Source organism: Aquabacterium sp., from assembly GCF_036273115.1.
In the GTDB taxonomy this organism is placed as follows: domain Bacteria; phylum Pseudomonadota; class Gammaproteobacteria; order Burkholderiales; family Burkholderiaceae_C; genus Aquabacterium.
In genome coordinates, this window is the sequence record NZ_DASUIN010000002.1 from 1 (window position 1) to 12,310 (window position 12,310).

Genomic DNA, 12,310 nt, shown 5'->3' on the forward strand with positions numbered 1-12,310 from the left:
CGCTTCTGACGTGGTTCAGTTCGCTTTCCCCAACGCCAAGCTGGACAGCCGTCTGACACCTACCATCAAGATCGCTTCGATCACCAACGGCAACAGCACCAAGTCCTACGGTTCGCTGGAAATCAAGAACCTGGACATGCAAGGCACCAAGATCTGGTTGTTCGCCCACTGATCTGGGGCGTGATGTCCAGCCAGTCTGAGTCAGTGGCTCAGGCGGCTTGAATCAAAGCCAAGAACGAACCCCGCTGCAGCAATGCAGCGGGGTTTGTCTTTGCGGGCTGGATTTGGGGTGCTTAGGGTTCATCCGCCCCATCAACTTGGTGGCCTTTGGGGCCAATCGCTTGGCTCTGAATGACAAATCAAAATGCGCCCCACGATGGAACATCTGTCACTGTCACCAGATGTCCAGACAAGCACGACTTCCATGTGGAGGTGAAGGCTGGTCTTAGGGATAGTCTGGGGTCTTTTGAGGGCCAATTGCCGGAACCTCGAGGCCCTGGGGGTGTCGAATTGATTGGTCTGGGTTTCCGAGAGTCTTCGTTGAGGTCCTATGGGTAACGTGATAGCGAAAAGACGTCAGCCGTTGGCTGTGTCCATCCTGATTTGGGCGGCTTGTGCGTCTTCTTCGGTTTATGCGCAGGGCGCGCCTATGGGCGATGACGAACTGGCTGACATCTGGGGCCAAGCCATGTTCTCAGTGCAGAACCGCGATGCCGATGCTGCCAACGGTGTTTTGTTTGACTTCACCCGCATCACGCTCAACGCGGACATCAAGCTCAATGCCAATTTTTCAAATATCAAGGCGGGTCCTTCTGGTTCACCGGTGATCGATATCGGAGAGTTGCGCTTTGTTCAGTCCCCTGGAGCCGGTGCCGACACCTTGCCTTACGTGCAGCTCGCCGACCCTTACCTCGAGTTGGTCTACAAAAACCAGAATTCGGCAAACGTGGGGGACCGCGAAATCATTGGTGCCCGTTTCGGCTTCGGCAAAATGACGGGCGATCTGGGGACCTTGTTCAACACCCTGCGCGGCAACATCCGGATCGAAAACGGCATGGGCGCCGCATCTGACGCGGGTACCCTGACACTGTCTCAAGCCGATGGCGCGCAAGCTAACTTTGCCTGTACGGGAACCGGCTCCGGTTGTGTCGGTGGAACCATCGCGATGAACAAAGTGGGGCAGGTGCGAGCCACGGGCGACACCGACTTCTTTGTGTCGATCTTGACCCAGGCGGTTTCGAATTTCGGTGATGGCACCAGCAACACGGCGCCAGATGGAATGGGCATCAACTGGACTCGAGGGCTCACCTATCAGGACTTGTCTGGTACCGTGATGGTGAACCCACTGCCATCCATGCCTCGTCGTTTGCAAGGAGGTTGATATGAAGCGCGTTGTATCCGTATTGACCTTCTCGATCTGGGCTGGCGTAACAGGCGTGGCATCCGCCTCCGGTCTCGTCGCACTTGATGACGAGCAGCTGTCTTCGGTCAGTGGGCAAGATGGCGTGAACCTCAATTTGCGCAATTTTTCTTTGAACTCGGCTGCCCATTTCGGCTACACCCCTTTGACGCTGACCTACACCATGCCCTACGAGGGTGATGGCACAGCAGCCAATCCGGGTGACCCTTTGATGCTGGATCCTTCCAAGCCTGTCAGCTATATCGAGCATGGCAACATCAGCATCAGCCGTACCGATCCGAGCAATCCACTCGATCTGTTCAACGATCCGTATCAAATTCAAGTCGAGACGGTGATCGTTCCTAACGAGGTGCCAATCCCCGACAACCTCGCGGCAGATGATCCTCTTCGGACCAAACGCGAGCAGCAGGTGATCTATCTGCGCAATCCAAAGAACCTCAATGGTGAGATGAAGTGGAACGTCGCTTACGACTGGAAAGTGGCGACTGGCGTGGTCAACGGAACCGCCGCCCAAACGCACGACATGGGTGCCTGGATCGTCAAGGACATGGTGGTGCGCGGTGGTGGCATTGCTTTGGCCCCAGCCTGGACCTACCAGAACAACAACGATGTTCGAGGTGCTGCCTTTGGCTTGGACTTGAACGTTGAAATCGGCGCGTTGATTCTCCGCCCTCGCGGCCGCAACGACGTGGACGTTTATGACGCCAACAACAATCTGACCTATGCGGCCACTGAAATGGCGCTCAAGGGCATCAAGATCGGCGCAGCCAATGCCAGCAAGACAGGCGTCGACACCGATCCAACGAAGACTTGGAAAGTGGCTGACGTCATCATGCAGCCCGGCATCATCAATGCCTACACCGATGCCAATGGCAAACCGGTGTTGCATATGGGCATCGAGTGGTACCGTGGAACAGACGAAAATCAAATTCCGACCGGGGCATTTTCTGTTGACGAGATCGTCATCAAGAACGGCACCGCCGCCGCACCAGTTACAACCAATTTTGGTGGCTTGAGCGTGGGGGGCATGCAGATTCGTTATCTGGATGTTGTCTTCCGTAACCCTTACTGAGGTTCGCGCATGAAGAAGTGGATGTCGTTGACCTCGAAGTGGTGGCGTGCAGTGGCTGTTGCTGGGGCTTGCGTATGGTGCGCGGGTTCAGCCCTGGCTGCTGTCGAGGAGCTGCACGATGAAGACCTCTCAGCCGTAACCGGTGCTGATGGTGTGCGCATTGACTTGCATCTGGAGTGGCGCCCCAACCGCACCGAAGTAGAGCTGTCCAGCGCGATCAGTGTGGGCTTTTATGAGGCTCAACGCGACCTCAACACCTTCATCGTCATGCGAGGTTTTGGGGGTGTCGTCGATTTCTGGGGGATGGCCATCGACGCGCGAGCAGGTCCTGCCGATGTGGGCGACTACATTGACGTGACCTTGCCTGCTTACGTGGGGTTTGATCACTTCGGGTTCCAGTCGTTGTCGGCTCAGAACGACAAGAATGCGGTGCCAACCTATAACTACGGTCAATGGCTGCTCAATGGTTCGGCCACAGTGACTGGAAATGTTTATATTTGGCCCGCGAAATAAAGGGTTGGGATAGTCTGATGCTGCCACTTCTGTTGGGAATGGGTGCTGCCTTCATCATTGGTGCAGGTGTGCAGTCCAAGGTGCCGCCGGCCGAGAAAGATCCGAAGCTCGTCGAATTCCAGTTTTCTCCGGCAAATCGACTTGGTAATGTCGCGGGCGGTAATGTGCCCATGACAGCCATGGTTCGTCCCTATTCCGAATTCAAATACCTGAACATCAACCGTCAGATGTATGACTTCAGTTGTGGTTCGGGTGCACTGGTTACGGTCATCAACAGCTATCTGGGCATGAATGTGACCGAGCAAGCGGCCATGGAAGGGATGATGGCCCACGGCGAGAAAGAGAAGATCATCGAGCGGCGCGGCTTCTCGATGCTCGACATGAAGCGCTATGTGCTCACCCTCGGTGCCGTGGCTGCGGGCTATCGTGGCACATTGGCTGACCTTGCCAACTTGCGTCAGCCCGCCATCGTGTCGATCACGCATGGTGGGAGCAAGCACTTTGTGGTGGTGCGCGGCGTTCGCGATGGCAAGGTCTTCATTGCCGATCCGTCTGCTGGCTACATCGTTTTCTCTGATGTCGAGTTCGAGCGTTGGTGGGCTGATAACAAGGTCATGTTGATTCTGAGTTTGCCTGCCGATCAGGGCAAGCCCTTGCTGAATCTGGCTTTGAGCGACAAGGAATTGGGTTTGATCGATGACGACCTCATTCGTCCTCAGGTTGATATGAAGGCACTCAATAATTCGCTGGCCCTTGAGCAGGTCGTCAGGCAGCAGATGGGCATCCAGACTCTGCGCCGTCAATAACGAAAGAAAAATACAGGTTCATTTATGTTGTTTCAGAAATCCAATCGCGCTCTGGGTGCCTTGTTTGCAGGTGCATTGTTTGGTCTGGCGTCTGCTTCGGTATGGGCTCAGACTGCGAGCGACAGCTCTGACGCTGTGCGTAACGCATTGGGCAAGCAAGAGGGCGACGTTGACCAGACTGACCTGCTCAAGGAAACCTTGACCTCGCGCGACAAGCAGTACTCCATGCTGCGCAAAGGTAAGTTTGCTGCGACATACGATCTGAACTACTCCTACATCGGTCAGCAGTCCATCGACGCCCAGTTCGATGAGGAAAGCAGCCAGCTGACTCTGTTCAAAATTGAGAACACGCGCTCGCATACTTTCACCAATACGCTGTCTGCTGACTACGGTTTGCTCGATAACCTGACGGGCACTGCGTCGGTGTCGTTGGTGAGCCGTTATGCGGAGTCGACCTCCTTTACTGGCATGTCCCACTCGATTGGCGACATGACCCTTGGGGCGCGTTGGCAGCCTTTCGAGCTCAAGCGTGACCAGCCTACGATCACAGCCAGTGGCACCGTTCGTTTGCCGACAGGGCGTAGTCCTTACCGTACCGATGCCACCAAGAGCCTGGCGACCGGCTCCGGTGTCACCGCCTTCACCGGCGGTTTGAACATCTCCAAGGTGATTGACCCTGTGGCGTTGTTCGGTAATGCCAACTTCACCTACAGCCTGGAAGCCTCGCACCTATCTCAGGAGCGTGGCGGTCGTACACTGGTTTCGGTCAAGCCTGGTCCGTCTTTCGGCTACGGCGTGGGCTTTGCCTACTCGCTGTCTTATGACATCTCGGTCAACTTCGCCCTGCAGCACTCGATTTCCTGGCCCTCGACCCTGCGATTCGACGGCGGCTACAAGTTCAAGACCACCCTGCAGAATGCGGCTGTCATGAACTACGGCATGGGGGTTCGCTTGTCTCCTCAGACCACCGTCAACGTGACCCTGGGTGTGGGCATGACCTCCGATTCGCCAGACTTCTCTCTGGGCGTGAACATGCCGCTGAACTTCTGACGCGTGACGGGTAATTGATCATGACTCCTCGTCATTTGCGTCCATCTCAGCTCGCTGTAGCCGCGGCGTTGCTGGCTGGGTTTGGTGCTGCACAGGCGGCGTTGACCGACAACCTTGCCACCAGTGTCGTGGCGATGTCTTTGGGCAACGCCGTTACTGCTGACCCCCCTGGTCTCGATTCGATTCACTTCAACCCGGCGGGTCTGGCTCGCATCGAAGGTAACGTCAAGACTGACGCGATCTTCGGGGCCTCGCTGCGTGTCAACGCTCAGTTGACTCAGCCCGCGGGGTTCGATATCGGCGGTTGGAAGGAAGACCCCCTGGTCAAGTCCGCGGTGGGCAACTTCGGTAAAACCGGCAAGACAGAGCAGACCCTGTTCATTCCCGGCGTCGGTGTTCCCAAGTTCAGCTTGCCCGCTGCGGTGGCGGCTACCTTGGGCTTTGGTTTCAACACACCAGGCTCGCCCTGGACATTTGCGACCAATGTCTATGCTTCGGAGGCGGCTCCCATTCGGCGTAATGACCCAAACGACCCAGCCCGCTATATGGGTAAGTCGGTGGTCTTGCAGCGTTTGACGCTTCTGTCACCTTCGGTCGGTTACAAGATCTCCGATACCTTGCGCGTGGGTTTGGCGATTCCAATTTCTCACCAAGGTTTTCAGCTCAATACCGATGTGCGGTTCCCCAACAAGCTGTTGGGCATGATCGGCAAGCTGCAAGATGCCTGGTGTGGTGACAACGGTCACTTGATCGATTCGCTCACATTCGGTTTGTGTGGTGGCGGTAAAGAAGGGCGTTTGCGTCCATTCAACAAGGTCGCCAACATGGACTTTGAGATGACCGCGCCGGGCGAGCCGACCTATAACCTGGGTGTATTGTGGGAGCCCAAGGACTGGTTTGCACTGGGTGCCGTGTATCAGTCTGGCAGCAAGACCACGCTGGCAGGGCACTATCAGTTCCAAGCCGAGCCCATGCTGCGCCGCTTTGTCGAAGGGATGTACAGCAGCTTGTTCGGTCCAGTTCTGGCATCGATGCTCGGCTTCCCCACCTCCATCCCGGCCGTGCAATCGGGCAATGCCACCATGCGTTTGCCGTTCCCTGCACACTACCAGGTCGGCCTGAAAATCAAACCGCACGAGCGTTTCCAGCTCAACGTGGACGCCAGCTATTCCAACTGGAGAGAATGGAACAAGCTGACAGTTGAATTCGATCGAACCGTGACCCTGCTTCAGATGGCGCGCATGTTCGGTCAGGCCGACTCATCCAAGCTCGTGTTGCCCCGTGGCTACAAAAACGTGGTTCACTTTGGCTTCGGTGCGGAAATTGGTCTGACCAAGGCGCTGAAGTTGCGACTGGGCTACGAGCCACGTAAGTCGTCGATTCCAACCTCTGCATTCGACTTGGTGGCGCCCCTGCCAGACCTCACAGTTCGAAGCATTGGTCTTGGTTTCACCAAGAAAGATGGCTTGAAGCTGGATGCGACTTTCAGCTTGGGTAAGGGTAAATACAACATCCCAGCCAACACCAGCTGCAACCTGAACTGTGACAAGTTCTTCAATGTGATTTATAACCCGTATGCAGGACTCGACTTGAGCGGCGAAACCGTGCTGCGCTACGTCGGTGTTCACATCACCAAACCTTTCTGATCACTGGTACTTTATGTTCTCACTTTCGCCTCGTCGTGCTGTTCTGGGTTCGCTGATTTTTGCAGCTGTGATGTGTTCGTCGATGGGGGCGGCTCACGCTCAGCCCGTTTCGGCTGAAAAGCAGAAGCTGATCGACAAGATCCTGACCTTGTGGCATCCAGAAGATGTGCCAGTGATGATGGTTCAGCGCCGCGCGACCGAAGCCATGAACCAGTCTCGCATTGCATTGCAAGGCAAGGTCACCGCGGAAAAGCGCGATGCCACCATGCGTGACATCGCCACCGATGTGCAGAAGTACGTGGATGACGTGACCCCGATCGCCAAAGACTCTGCCCGCCGCCAGATTCCTGCGACCGTGGTGCCGATGCTGGTGCAGAACTTTTCGGAAGAAGAGTTGAAGCAGATCGTGGCCCTGCTTGAGTCCCCCATCAAGAAGAAATTCGAGCAGTTCATTCCTCAGGCAGAAAAGGCCCTGGGCACCAAGGTCGCTGAGGAAACGCATGTGGCCATTGAAGACAAGGGCAAGACCATGACCCAAGCCGTGGGTCTGAAGCTGCGCGCCGCCGTGATGGTGGGCCAGTAAGGATTGCTGAAGATGCGTCGACTGCTGGCTCTGGTTGCCCTGACTGTCGCAGCTGTTGCGACAACGGGGTGTGGTGGCGGTTCTGGTAGCGGTGGGAATCCCCCCGGGAAGCAGGGCCAAGTCAAAAGCACAGGCCAGTTTGTGTTGGCGTATTCGGGTGGCGGGCTGCCCGGCATCAAACACGCTTATGTGACTGTCACCAAGGTCATCCTCAACGAGGACATTGATCGGGCGTGGACGCCGGGAGATACCACTTGGCAGACGGTTACCTTCGGTCTGCCGGTCACGATTGACCTTGCGGCGCCGAATGGATACATCGTGGGTTCCGCCACTGGTGGGGTGTCGGTTCCGATCGGAACCTATCAGCAGGTTCGGTTGATTCTGGCGGGGCACGATGAGGAGCTGAAGTCGAGCGCTTCAGCCAAGTCATTGACTTATAACGCGCAGATCGAATACGACGGTGGTGCTGTCGTGCCCCTTGAATTGCCCAATCTTCAAGCGGGGTTCCGCCTGGATCGTGGCGTGAGCATTTCGTCCTCGTCGGGTGGTTCCACCATCATCGGCGGGATGATTTCTCATTTGGGGTTGGATCGTAATCTGGCTCGATTTGATGCGGGTTGGTCCACAGCAGATGGTGCCACTCTGCGCATGAGATCTTTCTCCACCCGGACAGGGTCGGACGCGGGCATCATTTGGGGGCAGTTGGATCCGGCTTACCTCTGCGGTAGCAGTGTTGCCAGCGTGCCATCCGGTTCCCGCTGTGCATCGAATGTGATGGTCAGTTTGTACAAGCGGTCAGGTGATGGACTGTTTCCTCGCATGGCTGCCATCATGACGACTCGAGTGGCGCCAAGTGCCGAAGTGGGTCAGGGGCTTGCCCAAGGGAATGGCGTGTTCTTCCTGGGGCCTGTTGCGCCAGACGAGGGCGACAGTGTCAATACGTATGATCTGGTCATTCGTGGCGAGGGCATGCGCACGATGGTCATTCAAGATGTTCCCATCAAGCCAGTCAGTACCGACCTGGTTTCGTTTTCACAGGACGGTGTTGGCCTGATTGGAACCTACCTGGGTCGTACTTGGGATGGCAGTGATGGCAAGACGTATCGATCGTTTATCCGCCCACAGCTGTTGGGTGTCGCCGATTTGGAGAATCAAGCCAACCTGTCGGCCAGCCAAGATCCGGCCAATTCTCGGGTGATCCTCGGTTTGCGATTGCTTTCTCGCGCGGAGTCGGGCGTTGGCACGTTGCCCTATGAGTTTGTCTCTGGCAATACGGATCCGTTTACTGGTGCATTGCGCAATTCATTGGTGCTGCACAAGGGCAATCCATTGGTTGCCGCCTATTCGGCGCTGACCAGCGAGAACCACGGCAATACGCCGGGCTTTGAAGCCGTCTTTAACGCGACATTTGTGGATGAAACGCCTGTCGATGGCGTGGCTTCTTACAAGCCGATGGCTCTGGGGCGCTTCTATGATGACGGTGCGGTGTCCGGCGCATCGATCGCCGATTCGGGTTCGACCTTTGCTCCCATTCCATTGGCATTGAAGGCCGCGGTTCCGACTCGGACGGTCACGGTGACCGCGTCGGGTTTGCCGACCTCGGTTTCTCGGGCAGACCTGATCGTTTCTGATGTCGGTGGGATCGTGAAAACGCAAGCGGTGACGATCCAACCTGATGGCACAGCAACGGCAACCGTGACCGATCTTCCTACTGGGACGAACTCCTACGGCTATGCCACCGGGGTCTACGCCTTTGCGATTCGGACTCAAGACGCTGGCAATACGCTTCCCTCGGGAATGCGCTGGTTCAGGTCGACCTCGCAGCTCGATCTGCGTAACGGAACGTCAACCACGATTTCGATTCCTTGATAGAAAAGCCGGCGATCGCCGGCTTTTTCATTTGTCTTTGTCGTTGTTGGCTTTGGGTGGCAGCATCGGTATGCCAAGCATGGGCAAGCCTGCAACCGGAGCGCTGATCGGCGCGGCCATCACGATGATGGTGCTGCTGATCTGGACGGTTTGCCCCATGGTCTGGGTGATGCCCATGGCCATCTTCTGTTGCGCCTGGATCATCTGCTTTTCGCTGGACTCAAGCAGGGCGGCGGTCAGGGCAGTGGGGCGTAGCCCCAGGCTGGAGACCAGGTTGCCTAGTTTGCCTGTGGTCTGAAGAATCTTGACGGCGTTGTCATCCAGAGCGCCTTGACCTGTGACGGCCATCAAGGCGTTGTCATCGAGTGGCGGGCCCAGCTTGACCGGTGCGCCCCATTCGGATCGGATGTCTGCGTGGCTGGCTGAGCATAGGCCGGTCAGAATCAGGGCGAAACAAGCGGAGATGGCTTTGGGCATGACGAAAGCTCCACGACATGAGGAATGCTTTGTATTCGGATGCTGGGGCCATCACTTGAGCGCTGGGTGCGGAGGTGATGGGTCTGGCGGGCTCATCGAGGTGAGCTTGCAGTGTGAGCCGCAAAGAAAAAAGGTCAGCAAGTTGACTTGCTGACCTTTTTTACTGGTGCGGCTGGCAGGATTCGAACCCACGACCCCTTGGTTCGTAGCCAAGTACTCTATCCAACTGAGCTACAGCCGCTAAAAACGTTCTCGACTACCGCTTTCAGAGTGAGAAGGTCGACTAGATCGACCTTCTCGCTTGAAACTGGTGCGGCTGGCAGGATTCGAACCCACGACCCCTTGGTTCGTAGCCAAGTACTCTATCCAACTGAGCTACAGCCGCCGAGAAGTGAGACTATAGCATGGTTTTCACGAGGGTGTAAATATCCAGTGTGTCAATCGAGACAAATGATGAGCTGTCACTCAACTTGAGCCAGCGCAGCGAGGCGGAAGAAGCGAGCGGCTTCTTCTGTGCGTTGTTCTCGTTCGGCCAGTTGCCCCAGTTTCGCCCAGGCAAACCTTCTTCGATCTAGATCGAGATCGAGGTCATTGGCAGCCGATAGCAGCATGCTGCGAGCTTTTCCCCATAGTTGTCGCTCGGCCAGTGCCAAGCCCAGGGCCAGAGCAAGGCCTGGGTGACGCAGGGCGGTCGGGGTGGCTGCATCGAGTCGGGGCAGCCATTCCGGTTCAAGGCCAAGCAACGACTGACTGAGCGCTTGGGCCAATGCGTCGACCGCATCGTGCGGCAATTGCGGGATGCGATTCCACAGTGGGGCCAGCCATTGGCGCGCTTCGTTGGGGGCACCCAGTTGTGCCAGACGTGTGGCTGCGCTGGACACCACAAGAGGATCGCTTCGGTCGGAGGCATCGAGCTGCGACCAGGTCAGTCGCAGTTGATCCGCATCGCGGGCCGTGAACAGGGTTTCGGTTGCAAGCGTTCGCAGCAGGCCTTCGGCGGCCGTTTGCGTGAAGCCTTGGTGCTTGGCGAGCAGACGAGCTGTTTTGAGCGCCTCCATGGGAAGCCGCTTCAGTCGAGTGGCTTGCAACTTCAGTCGCAAGGCTTGGGTTCGACGTGCCACGCCAGGGGGAAGTTCAGCCAGCTCCTTCAGGGCGCGAGAGGCATCGTTGTCACCCAGCGCGCATTCCGCCATCAGCAGTCTGGCGCCTTCCTCGGTGACGCGGGGCTTGCGTGTCAACTGTGACAGCTCCAGGGCGCGTTGCAGGTGTTCGTCACGCCGAGTTCGATCTTGAAGGCGATGCAAGCTGCCAGCAGACAGGAGATGAGCCAGGGCACTGAACTCGGCATCCAAGGCCATGCCGGGTGTATCGACCTGAATGGCGACAGCACGTTGCGCTGCCTTGTGTGATCGTGTGTAGCGTCCAGCCAGGTAGAGGCCAAGTGCTTCACGCAGGGCTGTTTGCGCAAGCCTTTCGCGGTTGGCGAGTCGCCAGCGCTTGGCTCGCTCTGGCAGAGCCAAAAGGCTATCGAGGCCTTGCACGAGTGAGTGGATGGCCAGGAAGATCAGAACCAGCGCGAGCAGGAAAAAATTCAGCGAGAGATCAGCTCGCCAGCCAAGCCAATACAGGGTGACGAGGCCATCGTTGCTGCCAAGGGCTGTGGCGCTGACCACGGCAGCCACAGAAAGCAACAGAAGCCAGACGATCGAACGCATGGAGACTCCTGTTAACGGCTGGACCCAGACACGGCCGCGAGCGCTGCCAGGGTGTCGTCAGGGCGGGGGATCAGGGTCTGCGGGCTTTGACTTGATATGTCCTTGAGGGTGGATTGCAGCAGTTGGGTCTTGCGGCTGTCGGTATCGAAGTAGCGAGACAGTGCATTTTGAGCGGTCTCGATGTCGGCAACGGCGGATGCAGTTTGTCGACTGAGCAAAGCCAGACGGGCGTTGAGTAGCCTTAGTTTGATGTTTTCGCGAAGGAAGAAGCTCTGATCAGGCGAGATCAGCATGCCTTCAGGGCGAGAGATGCGAGTCACTCGGACCAGGGCTTTGGTTTCAGCCCAGGCGCTGGTGAATGTGCGGTGAACCCAGGCCCAGCTTTGCTGCTTCCAGTCGCTTGGGGTGGGCTCGACTTTCGCCTCAGTTTGGGCGGGGGGCTGGGCGCCCGTCCCATTGGGCGTGCCTGACAGGGGCGTCGCGGAGCGTGGGGTGCCGGGGGCCTGATTCAGCAGAGGGGCCTCGTCGACCAGGCGAATGGCCTCGTCGAGTCGGATGGTCAATGCGCCGAGGTCGGCGACACGCGTGCTGCGCAAACGGTCGAGATCTTTGGCCACCGCTCGGCGAATGGGGTTGAGTCGGGGCTGCTTGGCTCGTGCAATGCGGTCATCTGCCGACTGCAGGGCGTTCATGAGGGGGTCGGCGCTGCCGGTCAAGGCCGACTGCTGGATGGCCACGCGCAGGGTGGAGTCGATGTCGACGACGAGGTTTTCGTCGCGCGACTGGCTCAATGACTTGATGAGGTCTTCCACCTGCGTGCGTTGGAGTGCGACCTCCGTCAGGCGGGTTTCAAGCAGTGTGGTGCGAGCGCCGGCTTCACGGGACAGTTCCTGCGCCTGCTTCGCCAGAACGCGAGCTTCGGCCGCTTGACCTTGGCTGTCTTGCTGCCGGCGAACCAGTTCTTGCTCGATGCTTCTGACGCGTTGCTGGGCGTTCCAGGCGGTCCAGAGCGCACCGGTGCAGACGAGGCCGAGGACCACAAGGGCCCATCGGTGCCAGCCGGGCAGGGAAGGCTCAATGGGTTCGACCATGGAAATGGCTGCCACAACGGGGGCTCGGTTTTCGGGGAGGGGGGCGCTGATGTCACTCACGGTGAAAT

General features: G+C 57.6%; 11 protein-coding genes and 2 tRNA genes. 8 read left to right on the forward strand and 5 right to left on the reverse strand.

The window, feature by feature from the left end; genetic code table 11:
* The first annotated feature begins 589 nt into the window (after nt 1-589).
* From VFW72_RS00750 to VFW72_RS00785, 8 genes are all read left to right on the forward strand, one after another.
* The gene (locus VFW72_RS00750; protein WP_329672349.1) at nt 590-1,381 is read left to right on the forward strand and encodes a hypothetical protein; all 792 of its coding nucleotides are present in this window, start codon (nt 590-592) and stop codon (nt 1,379-1,381) included.
* 1 nt (nt 1,382) lies between these two features.
* Nucleotides 1,383-2,492 (forward strand): hypothetical protein, encoded by a 1,110-nt coding sequence (locus VFW72_RS00755; RefSeq protein ID WP_329672350.1) that lies wholly within the window; start codon nt 1,383-1,385, stop codon nt 2,490-2,492.
* A 21-nt stretch (nt 2,493-2,513) separates the two neighbouring features.
* Nucleotides 2,514-3,005 carry a hypothetical protein gene (locus VFW72_RS00760; RefSeq protein ID WP_329672351.1) on the forward strand — a complete coding sequence of 164 codons (492 nt, stop codon included), beginning with the start codon at nt 2,514-2,516 and terminating at the stop codon, nt 3,003-3,005.
* A 17-nt stretch (nt 3,006-3,022) separates the two neighbouring features.
* Nucleotides 3,023-3,811, forward strand: a complete 789-nt coding sequence (locus VFW72_RS00765; RefSeq protein ID WP_329672352.1) for a C39 family peptidase — start codon at nt 3,023-3,025, stop codon at nt 3,809-3,811.
* A gap of 24 nt (nt 3,812-3,835) precedes the next feature.
* Nucleotides 3,836-4,861: a transporter gene (locus tag VFW72_RS00770; RefSeq protein ID WP_329672353.1), complete on the forward strand. Its 1,026-nt coding sequence runs from the start codon at nt 3,836-3,838 to the stop codon at nt 4,859-4,861.
* A gap of 20 nt (nt 4,862-4,881) precedes the next feature.
* Nucleotides 4,882-6,507 carry an OmpP1/FadL family transporter gene (locus tag VFW72_RS00775; protein WP_329672354.1) on the forward strand — a complete coding sequence of 542 codons (1,626 nt, stop codon included), beginning with the start codon at nt 4,882-4,884 and terminating at the stop codon, nt 6,505-6,507.
* Between the two features lie 70 nt (nt 6,508-6,577).
* A complete protein-coding gene (locus tag VFW72_RS00780) occupies nt 6,578-7,090 on the forward strand; it encodes a DUF2059 domain-containing protein (RefSeq protein ID WP_329672355.1) in 513 nt (170 codons plus the stop codon).
* Nucleotides 7,091-7,102: 12 nt separating this feature from the next.
* A complete protein-coding gene (locus tag VFW72_RS00785) occupies nt 7,103-8,959 on the forward strand; it encodes a DUF4382 domain-containing protein (protein WP_329672356.1) in 1,857 nt (618 codons plus the stop codon).
* A 27-nt stretch (nt 8,960-8,986) separates the two neighbouring features.
* On the opposite strand, the gene VFW72_RS00790 is transcribed toward VFW72_RS00785, so the two are convergent.
* The 5 genes from VFW72_RS00790 to VFW72_RS00810 all read right to left on the reverse strand — a co-directional run bounded on the left by VFW72_RS00790 (nt 8,987) and on the right by VFW72_RS00810 (nt 12,302).
* On the reverse strand, nt 8,987-9,436 hold the full coding sequence (locus VFW72_RS00790; protein WP_329672357.1) for a hypothetical protein: 450 nt from the start codon (nt 9,434-9,436) through the stop codon (nt 8,987-8,989).
* Nucleotides 9,437-9,600: 164 nt separating this feature from the next.
* Nucleotides 9,601-9,677, reverse strand: a tRNA-Arg gene (locus VFW72_RS00795).
* Nucleotides 9,678-9,744: 67 nt separating this feature from the next.
* Nucleotides 9,745-9,821, reverse strand: a tRNA-Arg gene (locus VFW72_RS00800).
* Between the two features lie 76 nt (nt 9,822-9,897).
* Nucleotides 9,898-11,151, reverse strand: coding sequence for a heme biosynthesis HemY N-terminal domain-containing protein (locus VFW72_RS00805; RefSeq protein ID WP_329672358.1), 1,254 nt, complete (start codon nt 11,149-11,151; stop codon nt 9,898-9,900).
* Between the two features lie 11 nt (nt 11,152-11,162).
* On the reverse strand, nt 11,163-12,302 hold the full coding sequence (locus VFW72_RS00810; protein WP_329672359.1) for a uroporphyrinogen-III C-methyltransferase: 1,140 nt from the start codon (nt 12,300-12,302) through the stop codon (nt 11,163-11,165).
* Between the last annotated feature and the right edge of the window lie 8 nt (nt 12,303-12,310).